Raw genomic sequence first — 17,748 nt, 5'->3', positions numbered from 1 at the left:
TAAAAAGGTGGAAGATATTGTTTTTTATACAAAAAGGTGGGATAGATATAAAAAGTTTCCGGCCGGATACATCGTACCGACCGGAAACGTATGAGATACAGCAAATAATGACTATTTATATTCTGCCCAATCTATCAGGCGCATATCCCCTTTCTTGGCCAGCGTATCATGCATAGCCAATGCAGCCGGAATACAATGAGGAGTTTGTCCTTTGGAAGACATTTTTACATAATCCCAAAGAATGTTCTTATAATCCGGATGTGCACAATTTTCGATGATAGCCTTGGCGCGTTCTACCGGGCTCTTGCCGCGTAAGTCGGCAACACCTTGTTCAGTAATAAGGATATTGACATCGTGTTCACTGTGATCTTCGTGAGAAACCATAGGAACGATGGCACTGATTTTTCCTTCTTTTGCCACAGACGGGCAAGTAAAGATGGAAATATAGGCATTGCGGGTAAAGTCACCTGAGCCACCAATACCATTCATCATTTTGGTGCCGCTGATGTGAGTAGAATTTACATTACCGTAAATATCTGCTTCGATGGCTGTATTGATAGATATAACACCAAGACGACGGATAATTTCCGGGTTGTTTGAGATTTCAGACGGACGCATGACCAGTTTGTCACGGAAGAAGTCGATATCATCATAAATACCTTGCAGACATTCGTTGGTGACAGTCAATGAACAGGTACTTCCAAATTTTACACGTCCCTGGCGAATCAGGTCCACCACTGCGTCTTGTAATACTTCCGTATACATTTCGAAGGCGGGAATTGTTTTGTCTCGTCCCAAAGCACCCAATACGGCATTAGCAATGTTACCTACTCCACTCTGTAATGGCAGGAAGCTTGCAGGAATAATACCCCGTTTCATGTCAGCTGCCAGGAAGTCGGCAACATTTTGTCCAATCTGGTCGGTGATAGGATCCGGTGCGGTAAATGAACGGGCCTGGTCAGGGGTGTTTACTTCCACTACGCCGATGATTTTTTTCGGGTCTACCTGTACATAAGGCAGACCGATACGGTCGCTGGGTTTGTAAATAGGAATTTCACGACGGTAAGGCGGGTCAAGCGGTTCATAAACATCGTGCAGGCCCATACCGTTTTTACTGTGGGCAGCGTTCAATTCGATGATCACTTTATCTGCCAGACGTGCAATAGTCGGTGCAATTCCACCGGCGGCTGTCAGATAAACTTTGCCGTCGGGAGTGATTTCACACGCTTCCAGAATAGCGACATCTACTTTACCCATGAACCCGTAACGTACCTCCTGTGCCATTTGTGACAGATGGATATCGTTGTATGCTATTTCGCCGTTATTTACGGCTTTTCGGAAATCGGGGTTGGTTGTGTAAGGAGCACGGTAACGGATTGCCTTGACCCTGGATAAGATGCCGTCTGTAGCATCTCCTGTAGAAGCACCGGTAAAGATACTAATTTGAAAAGGGTTACCTTTGGCATGTTCTTCTTCTGCTATTTTTGCGACTTCGGGTGTTACGGCTTTCGGTGTTCCTGCCGGAGTAAAGCCGCTGAGTCCAATGTTGTAGCCATGCTTGATATAGCTGGCTGCTTCGGCTGCGGAAATAATATTAAATCCCATGATATTCAATGTGTTATTCTTATTAGTATAGTTGTTATTAATATTTGCGATTAAAAATCTCTGAATAAATAAAAGCACGTCGTGCCTCTTCTTTAGTACTCAGTCTTATAGGAGTCCGGTCTTCCCTTTTGTTCTCTTTCCGGGGTGGATCTGTTGGCTTCTTGACCATCGGCTGATGCTGCATGCGGGGAGTCTGAGGTTTGCGGACTGTTTGAACGGAAGAAACAGGAAGGTCCTCTCCTATGTTCTCCTGCTCTATTTCAGGAAACATATCTGCAAGCACTTTCTTTGGAGAAGGTGTTTTCTTCTCTTTGCCTGTTTTTGAGATTTGTTGCACGATGGCTGCAACAATGATTATTATAAATATGATAACCTGAATGATATCCATACTTTCCTTATTATATAATGAATGCTCAAAGTTAGAAAAATATTTCATAACTAACTCTATAAAAGGGCATAAAAAAAGGAAGAGAACTTCACAGTTGTCTTCCCCTATTTTTTTAACCTAAACCTTAACTATGAAAAAATCTAATGTTTTTCGGAAGCAAATATGCGAATTATAATAATATGTTGGTAACGTTAACGGTCTTTTTTGTTCACTGGTTATAATTATTTAACAGTTAAATGCATAAATCTCTTATAATATTCAATTTTTGGCTCTTTTATTCGTTTAATTTGTCGGTAACTCCGTATCTTTGCCTACGAAACCATAAAACAGAGAAAATATGAAAGAAACAACAGGAGCAGACTTTAAATCTGCAACTGATTCCGAAAACAAGAAATTGTTTATTGAAACTTACGGATGCCAGATGAATGTTGCTGATAGTGAAGTGGTTGCTTCTATTATGCAAATGGCAGGCTACCATGTATGCGAAACATTGGATGAAGCGGATGCTGTATTTATGAATACCTGTTCCATTCGCGACAATGCAGAACAAAAGATTCTGAACCGTCTGGAGTTTTTCCATTCTATGAAGAAAAACAAACGCCGGAATCTGATTGTCGGTGTGTTGGGCTGCATGGCAGAACGTGTAAAAGATGATTTGATCGAGAACCATCATGTAGATCTTGTCGTAGGACCGGATGCCTATCTCACTTTGCCCGATTTGGTCGCTTCGGTGGAAGCGGGGGAGAAAGCCATTAATGTGGAGCTTTCTACTACAGAAACCTATCGTGAGGTAATTCCGTCCCGTATTTGCGGCAATCATATCTCCGGGTTTGTATCCATTATGCGTGGTTGCAATAATTTCTGTCATTATTGTATTGTGCCGTATACCCGTGGGCGTGAGCGCAGCCGTGATGTGGAAAGTATTCTGAATGAGGTGCGTGACTTGGCAGACAAAGGTTATAAAGAAGTAACGTTGCTGGGACAGAATGTGAATTCTTATCGTTTTGAGAAAGAGGGTGAAATAATTACTTTCCCGATGCTGCTCCGCACAGTGGCCGAGGCGGTTCCGGACATGCGTGTTCGTTTTACCACTTCACATCCCAAGGATATGAGTGATGAAACCTTGCAAGTCATTGCGGAAACGCCTAATGTATGCAAGCATATTCATTTACCGGTACAGAGCGGCAGTTCGCGCATATTGAAGCTGATGAACCGCAAATATACCCGTGAGTGGTATTTGGAAAGGGTAGCGGCTATTCGCCGTATCATTCCCGATTGTGGTCTGAGTACTGATATTTTCTCCGGCTATCATTCGGAAACGGAAGAAGACCATCAGGAATCTCTATCCTTGATGCGTGAGTGTGCGTACGATTCCGCCTTTATGTTTAAATATTCCGAACGTCCCGGAACATATGCTTCCAAGCATCTGCCGGATGATGTACCCGAAGAGGTTAAGATACGCCGGCTGAATGAAATCATTGAATTGCAGAACCGTCTTTCTGCCGAAAGTAATGCCCGTGATGTAGGCAAGACCTTCGAAGTGATGGTAGAAGGTGTTTCCAAGCGTTCCAGAGAGCAGCTTTTTGGCCGTACACAGCAAAACAAGGTGGTGGTCTTTGATCGTGGGAATCATCGTATCGGTGATTTTGTCCATGTACGCATTACTGAAGCCAGTTCGGCTACATTGAAAGGAGAAGAGGTGTTCTGATGGGGAGAAAAGAAGAATATAAGGAAAAGAACTTGCAATATTTGCAAGTTCTTTCTACACAGGAAGGTATTTGTCCTTTACCTTGTAATATGTTTTATAAAGTATTGCAGACAGGTACGGGTACAGTTTCACCTACAATCCGAAGTATTGTCACCGTTCATTATCGGGGAAGTCTGATAAACGGAAAAGAGTTTGATAATTCCTATGACCGTAACTGTCCCGAAGCTTTCCGGCTGTGTGATGTCATAGAGGGATGGCAGCTGGCGCTTCAACGTATGCATGTAGGAGATAAGTGGGTGGTTTATATTCCTTATACTATGGGATATGGCAACCGTACAAGCGGGCCGATTCCTGCTTTCTCTACATTAATATTTGAGGTGGAACTGCTGGGCATTGCATAATGCCTCCGGTTATCGGTTATGCAGTCTGTCATTCATCCGGTCTTCGTAACCGTCACGATATTTCTTTTCGGGCATAACAATCCATAAGATTATATAGACAATAATGCCCGAAAAGGCTGTGAAAACCGTGGCAAATGAATAGATAATGCGCACTACCGTAACATCCCAGCCAAAATAATCGGCCAGTCCCGCACATACTCCGGCTAGCATTCTGTTGTTGGAACGGGTCAGTTTTTTGTTTTCCATTTCCGTCTCTTTTTAAGTTATCTGCACAAATGTAGGAAAAGTAAAAACGAATTATTAACTTATACTCTTAAAAGTACTTAAAGGATAGTCCTTCTCATTCAATTTATTTGTTATTTTGCAGCAAATTAGGGCAAAAAGTGGATATACTCAAAATAAATACTTGTCCGTTGTGCGGCGGAAAACATTTGGGACATGCAATCACTTGTACGGATCACTATGCTTCGGGTGAACAATTCAATTTGGTTCGCTGCGATGATTGTGGCTTTATTTTTACACAAGGTGCACCCGTGGAAGCCGAGATAGGGCGATATTATGAGACCCCCGATTATATTTCACACACTGATACCCGCAAGGGGCTGATGAACCGTGTATACCATGAGGTACGCAAGTATATGCTGTCACGCAAAGCCAAGCTGATAAAACGGACATCCGGTTTGAGTAAAGGTACTTTGTTAGACATAGGTACCGGTACCGGATATTTCAGCAATGCTATGAAGGAGCGCGGATGGCGGGTGAAAGCGATAGAGAAAAGTCCGCAGGCGCGTTCGTTTGCCAAAGAGCATTTTGAATTGGATGTAGATACGGAGGATGCTTTGGCGGGATATGCCGATCATTCTTTTGATGCCATAACTTTATGGCATGTGATGGAGCATCTGGAACATCTGAATGAAACGTGGGAGAAATTATTCAAGCTGTTGAAAGAGAGGGGAGTATTGATAGTGGCTGTGCCTAATCCCAGTTCGTATGATGCGGAAAAGTATAAGGAATGGTGGGCGGCATACGATGTGCCCCGTCATTTATGGCATTTTACACCTTCCGTCATGCAACAATTCGGTGTCAAGCATGGTTTTAAATTAGCGGAACAGCATCCGATGCCTTTTGATGCTTTTTATGTATCCATGTTGACGGAAAGATATAAAGGCAGCCGTTTGTCCTTTTTGAAGGGAATGTGGACGGGCCTGTTGGCCTGGTTCAGTTCACTGGCGAAAAAAGAACGCAGTAGTTCAATGATTTATGTATTCAGAAAGAAGTGATTATGGGAAAAAAATCAGGGTCCTTTTTCGATATGCAGTTCATTACCTCCAGCATCAGTACAATGCTGGTGTTGCTCTTGTTGGGGATGGTGGTATTCTTTGTGCTGTCTGCCAATAACTTATCCAAGTATGTACGCGAGAATATCAGTTTCTCCGTACTCATCAGCGATGATATGAAAGAAGCGGACGCTTTGAAATTCCAGAAAAAATTGAATGAGGAACCTTTTGTGAAAGAAACTTCCTATATATCGAAGGAGCAGGCGTTGAAAGAGCAGAGCGAAGCGATGGGTACAGACCCGGCTGAATTCTTGGGATATAATCCTTTTACAGCTTCTATTGAAATAAAACTGAATGCCGATTATGCCAATTCGGACAGCATTTCTTGGATAGAGCAGAAAATTATGCGGAACAAGAAAGTAATGGAAATCAACTATCCCCAGGATTTACTGGATGCAGTGAACAGCAATATACGGAAAATCAGTTTTTTGCTATTGGGACTGGCTGCGCTGCTTACCCTTATTTCTTTTGCGCTGATTAATAACACCATCCGTCTGGCCATTTATTCCAAACGTTTTCTGATTCATACCATGAAACTGGTAGGGGCAAGCTGGGGATTTATCCGTCGTCCTTTTTTGGTGCGGAATATATGGATAGGGATACTGGCCGCTGCCATGGCAGATGCGGCATTGATAGGAATGGCCTATGCGTTGGTAAGATATGAACCCGAATTGATTGAGATTATTACCCCTATGACCATGCTTATGGTAATGGGTTCTGTTTTTGTGTTTGGTGTGGTTATTACCTTTATGTGTGCATATATATCAATCAACAAATACTTGCGCATGAAAGCTAGTGCGTTGTATTACATTTAATAATAAAAGGATATGGATAGACAAAAATTCGCCTTTGATAAAACTAATTTTATATTGCTTGCCATAGGTATGGCAGTGATTATTGTCGGTTTTCTGCTGATGACAGGACCTAGTTCGACAGAAGGATATTTTGAGCCGGATATTTTTAGTGTACGTCGCATCAAAGTGGCGCCCGCAGTATGTTTCTTTGGCTTTATATTTATGATTTATGGCATTGTCCGCAAGCCAAAGGACAAGACAGAAGTGGTTAACTCTTGATTTTTTTAATTTTTAATTCTCAATTTTTATTTAAAGAATGGAATGGTTTGAGGCATTGATCCTTGGTGTGCTCCAAGGATTGACAGAGTATTTGCCGGTCAGCAGTAGTGGTCATCTGGCTATCGGTTCGGCATTGTTTGGCATACAAGGGGAAGATAATCTGACTTTTACCATAGCAGTGCATGTGGCTACGGTACTCAGTACTTTGGTTATATTATGGAAAGAAATAGGCTGGATATTCCGTGGCTTGTTCAAGTTTGAGATGAATGCGGAGACAAAATATGTGATCAATATCCTGGTATCCATGATTCCTATCGGCATTGTGGGTGTGTTTTTTAAAGATTATGTGGAAGAAATTTTCGGTTCCGGCTTGCTCATTGTAGGTTGTATGCTGTTATTGACAGCTTTGCTTCTTGCTTTCTCTTATTATGCAAAACCTCGTTTGAAAGAGAACATCAGCATGAAGGATGCGTTTATTATAGGTCTGGCACAGGCTTGTGCCGTGATGCCGGGATTATCCCGTTCGGGTACTACCATTGCTACCGGTTTGTTGTTGGGAGACAACAAGGCGAAACTGGCTCAGTTCTCTTTCCTGATGGTGATTCCTCCTATATTGGGTGAGGCGTTGCTGGATGGTATGAAGATTGTAAAAGGAGCTGCAGCCGGCACATCAGATATATCTGTATTGTCATTGATTGTAGGTTTTCTGGCAGCTTTCATATCGGGCTGTGTAGCTTGTAAGTGGATGATTAATATTGTGAAGAAAGGTAAGTTGATTTATTTTGCTATCTATTGTGCCATAGCCGGTGCCGTTACGATAGCGTGCACATTGATGTAATTGGATGAATTTTAAAGAAGGAGAAGTATTATACTTTGATAAACCGCTGAAATGGACCTCATTTGCAGTGGTGAACAAGATAAGATACCATATTTGCCGCAAACTGGGCGTGAAGAAAATAAAAGTGGGACATGCCGGGACATTAGACCCGCTGGCTACCGGGGTGATGATTATTTGTACAGGCAAGGCAACGAAACGCATCGAAGAGTTCCAGTATCATACCAAAGAATACATTGCCACCTTGCAGTTGGGGGCTACCACACCTTCATTCGACCTGGAGAAGGAGATAGATGCTACCTATCCTACGGAACATATCACCCGCGAGTTGGTAGAGGAAGCCTTGCAGCGTTTTATCGGCAGGATAGAACAGATTCCGCCTGTTTTCTCGGCTTGTAAGGTAGATGGTAAACGCGCTTACGATTTGGCTCGAAAAGGTGAGGATGTGGAGTTGAAAGCCAAGACGTTGATTATAGACGAGATAGAGTTGCTGGAATGTAATCTGCCTGAGATTAAAATCAGGGTAGTGTGCAGCAAGGGCACTTATATCCGTGCATTGGCCCGTGATATTGGCGAAGCTTTGAATAGCGGTGCTCATTTGACAGGGCTGATACGTATCCGGGTGGGGGATGTGAGACTGGAAGACTGTTTGTCGGTGGAAAGTTTTCCGGAATGGCTTGACCAACAAGAGATTGAAGAAGTTATAAACGAATAAGGAGAGATAAGATGAAACTGTCGCAATTTAAATTTAAACTGCCGGAGGATAAAATAGCTTTGCATCCGGCTAAGTATAGAGATGAGTCGCGCCTGATGGTTGTTCACAAATCAACAGGTAAGATTGAACACAAGGTATTCAAGGATATCCTGGACTATTTTGATGATAAAGATGTGTTTATCTTTAATGATACGAAAGTTTTCCCTGCGCGTTTGTATGGAAATAAGGAAAAGACCGGTGCCCGTATCGAGGTATTTTTGTTGCGCGAGCTGAATGAGGAACTTCGCTTGTGGGATGTGCTGGTAGATCCTGCCCGTAAAATCCGTATCGGTAACAAGCTTTATTTTGGTGACGATGATTCCATGGTGGCCGAAGTGATTGACAACACCACTTCCCGCGGACGTACCCTGCGTTTCCTGTATGACGGCTCTCACGACGAGTTCAAGAAAGCATTGTATGCGTTGGGAGAGGCTCCGCTGCCCAGTTTCATCCGTCGTCCGGTAGAAGAGGAAGATGCCGAACGTTTCCAGACTATCTTTGCCAAGAACGAAGGAGCTGTGACAGCTCCCACTGCCGGACTTCATTTCAGCCGCGAGTTGATGAAGCGTATGGAAATCAAAGGTATAGACTTTGCTTTTGTGACGATGCATGCCGGACTGGGTAATTTCCGCGAGATTGATGTGGAGGACCTTACCAAGCATAAGATGGATTCGGAGCAGATGTATGTCAATGCGGATGCGTGCCGTATTGTGAATAATGCCAAGGATGAAGGAAAGAATATTTGTGCGGTAGGAACGACAGTGATGCGCACGATAGAGACTGCGGTAGGTACGGATGGTCATCTGAAAGAATTTGACGGATGGACCAATAAGTTCATTTTCCCTCCTTATGATTTCTCGGTAGCCAACAGCATGGTTACTAACTTCCACCTGCCTCTCTCCACTTTGCTGATGCTGGTAGCTGCCTACGGTGGTTATGATCTGGTGATGGAGGCTTATCACACAGCGTTGAAGGAAGATTACCGTTTCGGTACTTATGGCGACGCTATGTTGATTTTGGATAAGTAATACCGGTTGGAGCAGCGTATGAGGGTTTATTTGGGACTTGGAACCAATCTGGGTGATAAAGAATCAAATCTGCATGTTGCTGTCCGGAAGATAAATGAGCGGATAGGGGAGGTTACTGCCCTTTCCGCTTTTTATGTTACCGCCCCTTGGGGGTTTTCTTCTGAAAATTCTTTTCTGAATGCTGCCTGTTGCGTGGAGAGTGTGCTTCCTCCCTTGGATATATTGCGGGAAACACAGGAGATAGAGCGTGAATTAGGCCGGATGAAGAAGTCGGCGGGAGGTAATTATAGTGACCGCCTGATTGATATAGATATTTTGTTGTACGGCGATTTAATACTGCATACGCCGGAATTGGAAATCCCTCATCCCCTGATGACTGAACGGAGGTTTGTCATGGACCCGCTGGCGGAGATTGCATCGGATGTGGTGCATCCGGTATTGGGAAAAAGGCTGGGGGAGCTTTAAACCTGTAAGAGTATATTAATTAAAAGAGGACGGAAAATTCTTCAAATCCGTCATTGTGGTGTAGATAGCTGATTGATAGTGTATTGTTATGAAGGATTCGTAATAGAATCCTTCATAAATGTTTCAGGGAAATATGTCCAGTATGGAATAATCTCTCCAAATTTCTTGTGTGGTGACGCTCGTCACTCCGGAATCAGGGTAACGTTGGCAAAATTCTTCTGTTCTGTCTTCTCGTATAATTAGGAATTTGTTTTTGTAGCTCACTTCGTATCCATATTTTTTTATTATACTTTGGGTTTGCATGATGAGTGAGTCTACTCTACATTTGTAGGTCCCTTCATATCCTTTTCTCCCATCGGGAAAAGTCATGGTAAATAGTCGGGTCTGGTTGTCGAATGTATAGCGTGTACCGTTTCTGTTTTTCAGTTCCTGCATCAGTTCTTTTTCTATATTTTGTTTGGTTTGTGTGTCTTGTGCTTCTACTCGTACTTCCGGTTTGACATAAGGATGAGCTCCGTTTTCCACTTCCACATCCTTGCTTCCCCACATGGTGGTTTGTATTTTTATTATTTTTACCAGTTTGTTATTCTTGTCCAGCACATGTATAGATGATTCTCCTTCGCAAAGTGGAAAGATACATACGACACCGAAATGTTCGATTCCGAAATATTCCGTTTTCAGTTTTTCTGGATCGTTGTTCTTTATTGTGTAACCATTTGTTTGTTCGCCCAAGGAGGCATTGAATGGATGGCCTACGTAAGCTTTGTATTCACTCACAATATCTGTTCCTTCTTCCGGTTCCGGAGGGAGGATTTCTTCTTTGTCTGAGCATCCCGATAACAGTGTCAGACATAATACTAGCGTTAGTGTCAGGGCGTGTATTACGTCCTGACTGAGGTTATTTCTTTTGAATGTCATAGATCATTTGTTGTTCTTGTGTATAATATACAATGTTTACGTCTTCTGTATCTGTGTGGAAGATTACATCACAGTTTATACCGTTGTTTGCTTTAAAATAGACGGCCGAAGAACCTTTTCCCCATCCCATGTTGACAGACCAATATAAATCACTATTTGGTGAACTCGATTTTTTGGTAGTACAGTATCCGTCAATAATCCAACCATGACCCGGTTTGTCTTTGTATGGATCTTTTGTGATAGGGAGACGATTGTTGTCAACATAGTGTCCGTTTCCATAAAGAAGTATTGGATTATAATTTTGTAATGACTGTTTAGCCAGTTCCGGATTGAATCCTGTGCTTCCTGAGTAGGTAGTCATTGTTTGAAGATATTCCAACATGCCTTCCGTTGGGGTTGAGGTTGAAGCGATACCTCTTTTTATAATTGGGTTATTGTCCTCGTCATAGGTATTAAAATCTACATAGTTAGGAAATGAGCGAGTTTTATTGTATATAGCTCTTAACAAACTGGCAGTCATTTCGATTAAATCAGGTGAGCTGTAGTATGTAATTGTTTTTTGAGCGGTCAGGTAGTCCCAATCTATTAAAATTTGTCTACCTGCTGCTGTTTCTCCCACCATGACTGGTTTCAGTATACTGAATAATGTAGCAACCGCTATATTTCCACATCCCACTAAATAATGCCCCTGATATGTTCCCATATGCCCGTCCCATATATTTCCTATGGGCATTTGATCGTTGTAAGGTGCTTCTTGATGCCATACAATATCTGATATGGGAGGTACCATAGATACAATTCGTGAAGGAATTTTGCTTATATCAATGCCATTGATAGGATTATATTCTCTTGAATTGCTGTTATCAATAATAGTAATATTTCTTTTTATGATGTCTTCTGTAATTTGTTCCTTGGATATATTTAGGGATTGGCTGATTTTGTCGAGAGTGGAACTTCTTTTCTCTGATTTAAGTTTTTCTATATATTTAATATCTGAAAGGATATTTAGTTTTGCTATTTCAACCAAATATCTCATATCTATGTTCATAGGTTGGGAAAATTGATAGTTCTCTGTAAATAACAGAACTTTCGGTGCTCTTTCATCACCACAAACAATTGTCATATCTTTTGTTCCGCTATTATTAGTTAGTTCAACTTCAAATATAGGTACATTTATTTGAATGGAGTCTGCTGAACGGGAGTGATTCCTGCTGTTTGTAAGATAATATTTATTAATAATGGAAATCTTGGGCTTGTCTTCTTTTGTTGTAATGAATTGTTTTTTAAATTCTGAATTGATACGTTTAAAGTCGTAAATTACATTTGTAATCTCGTCTTCCGATAGTTCTTTGGGATTATCATACGCTATGCTGGCGTATTCATTCGATGTCAAAACCACTTGGTTGGTTGGGTTGTTGTTAACTTCTGTATTTTCTAATTTATCAGTACACGATATAAGAATAGATGTTATCAATATGAGTTGTGATAATATAACCTTTTTCATGGCATTTTTGTTAATGATTGAATGATAAAACTGGCTAAAAGGTTGCGTTATTGATATCTTTTAGTCAGTTTTGATATATGAAAATTATTTTTTTCTGAAGTCTGCCATTATGGTCATAGCATTGTCTTTGAAAATTAGTGGAATGGCAGTTTCAAAAGTTATTGTCGATGTTTTTATATCCATTAAATAGTAGCCATCCTGATAACCGTTTCCGAAGCCAAAATTAGCGTGTAAATAGCATACGTCCACATCGGAAGGAACATTGTCTATCCTACCATAGCATTCTTTTATTCCATCAAGAATGAATGGGGTGACTCCATCGGTAGCTATATTGTCAGGTTTGCCGTATATTAATACAGGTTTAGTTGCTTTTAAGGAATTCTTGACAGTATTGATATTCCATGATGTCTTTTTGCTATAATTGAAGTAACTTGCCAAATAATTCTCCACATCAGACATTAAACAAGTTGTCCCCGTAACAATTCCTTTTGAGTCTTTGACTACAGAAGATTTTGTATAATCATAGATATTTTTGAATAGCCTGCCTACCATTTCTCTTTTAGCTAAAGGATCACCGGAGTTAAAATAATCTGGTGCTTTGATTTCTTTATTTTCAGTCAAATAACTCCAATTTATTTGTAGGCTGGCTGGTCTCATCGTTGGCTCCAAACTAGCTAGAATATGCGCTACCACAATTGCTCCATAGCCTACAGGATAATTTGTATATTCTGACCATCCCGGACCATACCTATCACAATTGGCTTTTGGTAACATACAATTATAAGGTTCCCATTGTCCCCATGCCACAGGACACATAGGAAATACTGCAACTTTGACCTTTAGATTGGAAGGAACTTCTGTTATAGGTTTAGAGCGGCTGATAGAGCTGTTGTTTATGATAATTTGATTCTTGATTGCTTCATAATCGATGTCTTTGGATGTTATGTATAGTTCTTTGGATATTTTCAAAACAGCAGATTCATACAATGAATCTTTAATCTCATCAAATTTGGTAACTTCATTGCGGATGTACATTTCGCTCCATTGAAGCAAAGCGTTGGGACTTGTGTAAAGAGAATCCTGGTTTTCCTTGATGTTGTCTATATATGCAAGGATGTGTGGGGCTCTTCTATCTCCCGAAACAACAGCCATTCCTGTGCCTGTTTCTGATGTGAATTCTATTTTATAGATAGGTATTTGTTCCTCTGTACTTTCAATATTCCTGGCATCTGCTTTGTTTTTAGATAAATAGTATTTCTCTTTTATCTGAAAGATGTTAGGCTGAAAAGTAATACGTGAATGGGCATTATTTTTTAGTTCACTGCTTTGGAAGGTTGTCAATAAATTGAATACCTCAGTTTGGCTAAGTTCCGGAGAACTTTTGTATCTGATGCTTAATAGCTCTTCTGGTGATAGTTGTACTTCCTTACTAGGGGGTGTTATATCCTCTATTTCATTTGATTGGCATCCGGCAATCATCAATGAAAGGGATAATAAACAGAAAATGATTTTCTTTTTCATCTTGTTTCTTATTGTTAGTTCTGTAAACCTATATTTTTACTTAGCACGGATATTTTTTATGCAATCCATTTTATAACACCATTCCTTTACGCCTCCTGCTTCAAAAAAGGTTCTTGCGTTTCCGTCTAGTTGATAATACCCTGTGTTTTTATCAGCCCACCCCAAATTTGCGTGCCAATATAAATCATTCGTCTTAACCATTTGGCGAGTTTGACTAGCTTTTTCGGTGATTAGAAGTCCGGAAATGATAAAAGCATGGTTCGTAGTTAGCATAAGCACCGGATTGTTATTTCTTAATGAGGCCCAAACTTGATCACCATCAAAAGGGGCTTTTGGATTATATTTAAAAAATTTGTTCATCGTATTTAGCATATTCTCTTCAGAAACACCACTTTCAAGTACAGCACCATCCCAATCTTTTTTGGATGTAGTTTTATTCATATTATAGAAGTTGAGCATAAGGTATTGAACTTGCATTTGAGCTTGCCCCTGTAAATCATTGATAGAGGCTTTTTGGGTCATTTTAATAAAGTTAGGCATATAAGTCATAGTACTGTTGGGTAAAGTAAAGGTAAGAGGGGGAGTATATTTTTGATGAGTATATCCCATTATTTGAGCAAGTGCCACATTGACACATCCTACAGGAAGTGCGTCCATTTTCTTTCCATTATTTTCAGTTCTTATCCAATCTACTTTATTTTCTTCTCTGAAAGCCCAATTATAGGGATCGTCTTGTCCCCAATTGGTCTTGACTAGAGGAGATATTGATGATGGTAGTTTTTGTATTCCCTCGGGAGGACCTTGTACAGCAGTTGATCTAGATGAATAGGTATCTGTTAAAATGATATTATCTTGAATTTTTTGGTAGTTAATTTCATTGATAGGAATGTTTAATTTCTTACTAATTTTCTCCAACGTTGGCTGTTTTAGCGAATCTACCAATTCTTTTGTTTTAATGGCTTTATAAAGATAGCTGGCTTTTGCTGCATATAATAGTTCGTTTGCTCCGCTCAGTTGCATTGCATCATCATTGCCTTTATTGGGAATAAATGCTATAATAGAAGGAAGTTCTGCATTTGTAGCTACTACAGCCAACCCATTTACAGTATCGTTTTGAAATTCAACTTCACAAATTTCAGATATGATATCATCTTCTGGTAAGGCGGTTCGGGAAGCTATTTCTTTATTTTGAAATTCTCCTTCTTTATTTATATATGTTCTTTTTGTAATCTTAAATGATGCACTAGTGCTTCTGCTTACACCATTATTATTCATATTGGCAAAAGAACTTACCATATTGAAAATATCTTTGTCTGTAAGCTCTTTTGCATCATCGTAGGCGATACTGAGGACTTCGTTTTTATTCAACTTAACCTTTTGGGAATTAGTAGAAAGGTTATTGGTGCTTTCATTCGAGCAGGAGAATAATGTAATTCCTGCAAAGAATAGTGATAATGGAATGATTTTCATAAGTTTGTTATTAGAATATTATGTATGAGATTAGTTTTCGTATATAAATTCTCCTGCCAATATTCCCTTTTCATCGGTGATTGTCAGTTCATATATTCCTGCCGGAATATTCTCTAAAGAAGTTGATAAAGAAGAATTGGAGTGGGGTATATAGAGGTTTCTATATACTACATATCCTTCTTTTGATTTAATCTCGATGGTTACCGCTTCCCAGTCCTGTGCGAATTCGATGGTTAATTCTTTATTGCAGTCGTCAAAGAAAGCTTTTACCGGAATGAATGACTCTACTGGAATTCTATGGTTGCCATGTTTTATAAATTCTATATTTCGTTTTTTAGCGCATAGTAATAGAGGAATAATTAAGGCTATCAAAGCCAAACTCATTTTTAATTTGTTCATAATCGTTTTACGTTTTAGTTTTGTGCAAACTTAGGTATTATAGGATTATGAATGACAAAAAGAGGGAGTTATAGTATATACAAGATTTGTTGATTATCAGCGAGTTACAAAAATTGTTATATACAGTGATGTATATGTAGTGTTTTATAATTCACTGATAATAAGATCTGTATGAGAACTATTTATTTTAAGAGGTTTTTGATGATGTAATCTCGTAAAAACGTTTCTTTATTGTGCTTTAGTTGGACCTCTTGATAAATTCTCGTTCGTTTCATTCGTACAGAAGCCGGATTGATGCCGAGCAATTTGGCTTCATCATTTGCGTCAAATCCAAAGATATGGAGATAGCAATATTGATATTCTGATTCTGTCAGGTTGGGAAATGCCTCTTTTAGTAGGGAGTAGAATTGGGGATATATCTTGTCTACTTCCGTCATTATGGAATGCCATGTTTTGTCAGTAGGGAGTTGGGAGTCCTCAAGCCTATTTTTTTTAGTCAAAGAAATAAGCTTCTTGCCAACTGTGGATGTTTCCAGACTTTGCTTTTGCAGCCGGTCGTATTTATAGGATATTACTTCTATTTCCTGTTGTAGTTTGTGGGCATTATTCTCTTTGTCTGCCAATGCTTTTTGCAAAATCTGCTTTTTTTCTTCTAGTTCTGCAGATAAGTGAAGGAGCTCTATTTTCATCTTATCTAGAATTGTTTGCTGGTAATAGATTTTGGCTTTGCTTCTCTGCCGGTAAATGATATATCCTGCAACTGATAGTAAGAATAAGGAGATGGCAATAATGATGATGATTGTATTCCTTTGCTGTGTAATCTTTAATAGTTCGTTCTCTTCCCGTATCTTGGCGTTGTTATACTTTTTTTCTATTTCCAATACTTTTGTCTCATTTTGAACTAATGTCAGTGAATCGAGCATGTCGGAACAGATTTCTTTGTAATGGAGTGCTTCCTTGTATTTTCCTTCTGCCTTATAAAGCAGGTAGTAAGCTTGATTGAAGTAATAAGCGATATCATTGTGTTTGGTTATCGTTTCAATCCATTCGTGTGCTTTTGCCAGTTGGTTGTCTTTTATATATATGTGTAATAGGGAGATAGAATCCTTATAGCTTTCTTTGCTGCCCGTTTCAATGGCTTTTAAGAAATATCTTTCGGCATTCTTGTATTTTTCTTGTGCCTCATATATCACTCCAAAAGCATTGGCTACATCAGCTGTTAAATCTTTGTTATGCAGTAGTTGTGAGATGGAATCAGCCTTTTGAAGTAAGGGTATGGTGTAATTAAAAGAATCAGTGAGTGTACATTCACACGCTAAATCTTTTAAGGCGTATGCATAGCTTTTGTAGTTCCTTGCTTTCTTGAAGAAGTTACTGGCCTCTTTTCTTTTCTCCAGACGTTCACTGGTTATATCTCTAAAACCATACAAATCTGCCATATAGGCACAAATATACCCTGCCACATTATAGGCCTGATGTTCTTTGGCCAGTTGCAGTGCATCGGCATATATTTGCATTGCTTTATCATACTCCCCATCTTCTACATAAGCACGGCCCAGATACAAGTCTATTTGCGCCTGTTCTTCTGCCGTGCCGTGTTCGGTGAACCATTGTTGTGCCCGTTGCCATTGGTAGATAGGGAGTAATCCGGTGGCTGCTTCGTCCGTTACTTTACCGCATAGCATACACCAGTGGGCAAAGTCCTTATCAGTCAGTTCATCGGGGGCTTGTATGCTGTCCAGTAGCACGGAAGCACTATCGGCATACATGGGAATCAGTTCCTCTACAGATTGTAATAGCGGAAGTATGCTTGTCTCTTTTCTGCATCCGGGGAGGATGAGAATGAATAGTAGTCCTGTCAAAAGTAAAGCTTTCATAAGAATGTGTTCAGATTTTGCAAATATAGTCATAAATCCGGGCAACTTGTATCTGATAGAGGGAAAAGTCAGTTTTTTATGCTTTCCGTGGCTTCTCCTTTGGAAGTGAGGTGGGAAAGCATGAAAGCTCTTTGTCTTGTCAGTGAAATCTGTCTGTTGTATTTTGTTCTTCTGCCTTTTCATCAAGTTTTATCACTAAAGTGAAGAAACTGTATCACTTTAGTGATGAAGCTTGATTACCTTAGTGATAAAAGTTCATCACTAAGGTGAAACGATTAAATGAAAAGGCAGAGATTGGGAGAAAATACCGGTGGAATCACTCAAGTTACAGGAACGGAATTCATTTTGTTTGCGCCATTTATAACGGTTGTAATGTTGTGCTTTCTATTGAAATATCCTATGACAAAATGATGAAGAATTTATGAATAAATCAATCATGGTAAATAATTGGTTATCAACACTTAA

Annotated in this window: 18 protein-coding genes; 9 read left to right on the top strand and 9 right to left on the bottom strand. The window is 40.0% G+C overall.

The features are described 5' to 3' along the window. Nucleotides 1-111: 111 nt before the first annotated feature. Nucleotides 112-1,605 carry an acetyl-CoA hydrolase/transferase family protein gene (locus RE317_RS00560; RefSeq protein ID WP_005849940.1) on the bottom strand — a complete coding sequence of 498 codons (1,494 nt, stop codon included), beginning with the start codon at nt 1,603-1,605 and terminating at the stop codon, nt 112-114. Nucleotides 1,606-1,642: 37 nt separating this feature from the next. Then, on the bottom strand, nt 1,643-1,993 hold the full coding sequence (locus tag RE317_RS00555; protein WP_008666472.1) for a hypothetical protein: 351 nt from the start codon (nt 1,991-1,993) through the stop codon (nt 1,643-1,645). 337 nt (nt 1,994-2,330) lie between these two features. On the opposite strand from RE317_RS00555, the gene miaB reads away from it, so the two are divergent. Next, entirely contained in the window at nt 2,331-3,701 is a 1,371-nt protein-coding gene (gene miaB / locus RE317_RS00550; protein WP_008666471.1) for a tRNA (N6-isopentenyl adenosine(37)-C2)-methylthiotransferase MiaB, read from the top strand. Beyond that, nucleotides 3,701-4,102, top strand: coding sequence for an FKBP-type peptidyl-prolyl cis-trans isomerase (locus RE317_RS00545; protein ID WP_005844027.1), 402 nt, complete (start codon nt 3,701-3,703; stop codon nt 4,100-4,102). The genes miaB and RE317_RS00545 overlap by 1 nt, the downstream gene beginning before the upstream one ends. A 9-nt stretch (nt 4,103-4,111) precedes the next feature. Here RE317_RS00545 and RE317_RS00540 read toward each other — a convergent pair whose 3' ends face one another. Further along, entirely contained in the window at nt 4,112-4,348 is a 237-nt protein-coding gene (locus tag RE317_RS00540) for a PspC domain-containing protein (RefSeq protein WP_005844025.1), read from the bottom strand. Between the two features lie 137 nt (nt 4,349-4,485). On the opposite strand from RE317_RS00540, the gene RE317_RS00535 reads away from it, so the two are divergent. The 7 genes from RE317_RS00535 to folK are packed head-to-tail and all read left to right on the top strand — an operon-like array spanning nt 4,486 to nt 9,594. Further along, nucleotides 4,486-5,382, top strand: a complete 897-nt coding sequence (locus RE317_RS00535) for a bifunctional 2-polyprenyl-6-hydroxyphenol methylase/3-demethylubiquinol 3-O-methyltransferase UbiG (protein ID WP_011965074.1) — start codon at nt 4,486-4,488, stop codon at nt 5,380-5,382. Between the two features lie 2 nt (nt 5,383-5,384). Continuing rightward, nucleotides 5,385-6,254 (top strand): ABC transporter permease, encoded by an 870-nt coding sequence (locus tag RE317_RS00530; RefSeq protein WP_008666469.1) that lies wholly within the window; start codon nt 5,385-5,387, stop codon nt 6,252-6,254. A gap of 12 nt (nt 6,255-6,266) precedes the next feature. Further along, on the top strand, nt 6,267-6,512 hold the full coding sequence (locus tag RE317_RS00525) for a DUF3098 domain-containing protein (RefSeq protein WP_005844019.1): 246 nt from the start codon (nt 6,267-6,269) through the stop codon (nt 6,510-6,512). A gap of 37 nt (nt 6,513-6,549) precedes the next feature. Further along, nucleotides 6,550-7,350, top strand: a complete 801-nt coding sequence (locus RE317_RS00520; protein WP_008666468.1) for an undecaprenyl-diphosphate phosphatase — start codon at nt 6,550-6,552, stop codon at nt 7,348-7,350. Between the two features lie 4 nt (nt 7,351-7,354). Beyond that, a complete protein-coding gene (truB, locus tag RE317_RS00515; RefSeq protein ID WP_008666467.1) occupies nt 7,355-8,062 on the top strand; it encodes a tRNA pseudouridine(55) synthase TruB in 708 nt (235 codons plus the stop codon). 11 nt (nt 8,063-8,073) lie between these two features. Next, entirely contained in the window at nt 8,074-9,129 is a 1,056-nt protein-coding gene (gene queA, locus RE317_RS00510; protein ID WP_005844013.1) for a tRNA preQ1(34) S-adenosylmethionine ribosyltransferase-isomerase QueA, read from the top strand. An 18-nt stretch (nt 9,130-9,147) separates the two neighbouring features. Next, nucleotides 9,148-9,594, top strand: coding sequence for a 2-amino-4-hydroxy-6-hydroxymethyldihydropteridine diphosphokinase (gene folK / locus RE317_RS00505; protein WP_005844011.1), 447 nt, complete (start codon nt 9,148-9,150; stop codon nt 9,592-9,594). A gap of 123 nt (nt 9,595-9,717) precedes the next feature. Here the strand turns inward: folK and RE317_RS00500 are convergent, their stop codons facing one another. The 6 genes from RE317_RS00500 to RE317_RS00475 form a co-directional block, all read right to left on the bottom strand. Beyond that, entirely contained in the window at nt 9,718-10,512 is a 795-nt protein-coding gene (locus RE317_RS00500) for a hypothetical protein (protein ID WP_005844009.1), read from the bottom strand. Then, complete coding sequence (locus tag RE317_RS00495; protein ID WP_005844007.1) at nt 10,493-12,016, bottom strand: C10 family peptidase; 1,524 nt, start codon at nt 12,014-12,016, stop codon at nt 10,493-10,495. Before RE317_RS00495 ends, RE317_RS00500 begins: the two co-directional genes overlap by 20 nt. A gap of 84 nt (nt 12,017-12,100) precedes the next feature. Continuing rightward, nucleotides 12,101-13,537: a C10 family peptidase gene (locus tag RE317_RS00490; RefSeq protein ID WP_005844005.1), complete on the bottom strand. Its 1,437-nt coding sequence runs from the start codon at nt 13,535-13,537 to the stop codon at nt 12,101-12,103. Between the two features lie 36 nt (nt 13,538-13,573). Further along, nucleotides 13,574-15,007 (bottom strand): C10 family peptidase, encoded by a 1,434-nt coding sequence (locus tag RE317_RS00485; protein WP_005844004.1) that lies wholly within the window; start codon nt 15,005-15,007, stop codon nt 13,574-13,576. Nucleotides 15,008-15,037: 30 nt separating this feature from the next. Continuing rightward, nucleotides 15,038-15,406 (bottom strand): DUF3244 domain-containing protein, encoded by a 369-nt coding sequence (locus RE317_RS00480; protein WP_005844002.1) that lies wholly within the window; start codon nt 15,404-15,406, stop codon nt 15,038-15,040. A 182-nt stretch (nt 15,407-15,588) separates the two neighbouring features. Beyond that, nucleotides 15,589-17,466: a lipopolysaccharide assembly protein LapB gene (locus RE317_RS00475; RefSeq protein ID WP_008666462.1), complete on the bottom strand. Its 1,878-nt coding sequence runs from the start codon at nt 17,464-17,466 to the stop codon at nt 15,589-15,591. Between the last annotated feature and the right edge of the window lie 282 nt (nt 17,467-17,748).

The organism is Phocaeicola sp. GP0067, assembly GCF_031119655.1.
GTDB lineage: Bacteria > Bacteroidota > Bacteroidia > Bacteroidales > Bacteroidaceae > Phocaeicola > Phocaeicola vulgatus.
This window is presented reverse-complemented; position numbering and strand designations above follow the sequence as displayed.

Coding starts and splice junctions, on each gene's coding strand:
- RE317_RS00540 (WP_005844025.1), bottom strand. CDS start 4,348: ATGGAAAACAAAAAACTGACCCGTTCCAACAACAGAATGCTAGCCGGA.
- RE317_RS00490 (WP_005844005.1), bottom strand. CDS start 13,537: ATGAAAAAGAAAATCATTTTCTGTTTATTATCCCTTTCATTGATGATT.
- RE317_RS00500 (WP_005844009.1), bottom strand. CDS start 10,512: ATGACATTCAAAAGAAATAACCTCAGTCAGGACGTAATACACGCCCTG.
- RE317_RS00525 (WP_005844019.1), top strand. CDS start 6,267: ATGGATAGACAAAAATTCGCCTTTGATAAAACTAATTTTATATTGCTT.
- miaB (WP_008666471.1), top strand. CDS start 2,331: ATGAAAGAAACAACAGGAGCAGACTTTAAATCTGCAACTGATTCCGAA.
- RE317_RS00530 (WP_008666469.1), top strand. CDS start 5,385: ATGGGAAAAAAATCAGGGTCCTTTTTCGATATGCAGTTCATTACCTCC.
- queA (WP_005844013.1), top strand. CDS start 8,074: ATGAAACTGTCGCAATTTAAATTTAAACTGCCGGAGGATAAAATAGCT.
- truB (WP_008666467.1), top strand. CDS start 7,355: ATGAATTTTAAAGAAGGAGAAGTATTATACTTTGATAAACCGCTGAAA.
- RE317_RS00495 (WP_005844007.1), bottom strand. CDS start 12,016: ATGAAAAAGGTTATATTATCACAACTCATATTGATAACATCTATTCTT.
- folK (WP_005844011.1), top strand. CDS start 9,148: ATGAGGGTTTATTTGGGACTTGGAACCAATCTGGGTGATAAAGAATCA.
- RE317_RS00485 (WP_005844004.1), bottom strand. CDS start 15,007: ATGAAAATCATTCCATTATCACTATTCTTTGCAGGAATTACATTATTC.
- RE317_RS00480 (WP_005844002.1), bottom strand. CDS start 15,406: ATGAACAAATTAAAAATGAGTTTGGCTTTGATAGCCTTAATTATTCCT.
- RE317_RS00555 (WP_008666472.1), bottom strand. CDS start 1,993: ATGGATATCATTCAGGTTATCATATTTATAATAATCATTGTTGCAGCC.
- RE317_RS00520 (WP_008666468.1), top strand. CDS start 6,550: ATGGAATGGTTTGAGGCATTGATCCTTGGTGTGCTCCAAGGATTGACA.
- RE317_RS00560 (WP_005849940.1), bottom strand. CDS start 1,605: ATGGGATTTAATATTATTTCCGCAGCCGAAGCAGCCAGCTATATCAAG.
- RE317_RS00475 (WP_008666462.1), bottom strand. CDS start 17,466: ATGAAAAGGCAGAAGAACAAAATACAACAGACAGATTTCACTGACAAG.
- RE317_RS00545 (WP_005844027.1), top strand. CDS start 3,701: ATGGGGAGAAAAGAAGAATATAAGGAAAAGAACTTGCAATATTTGCAA.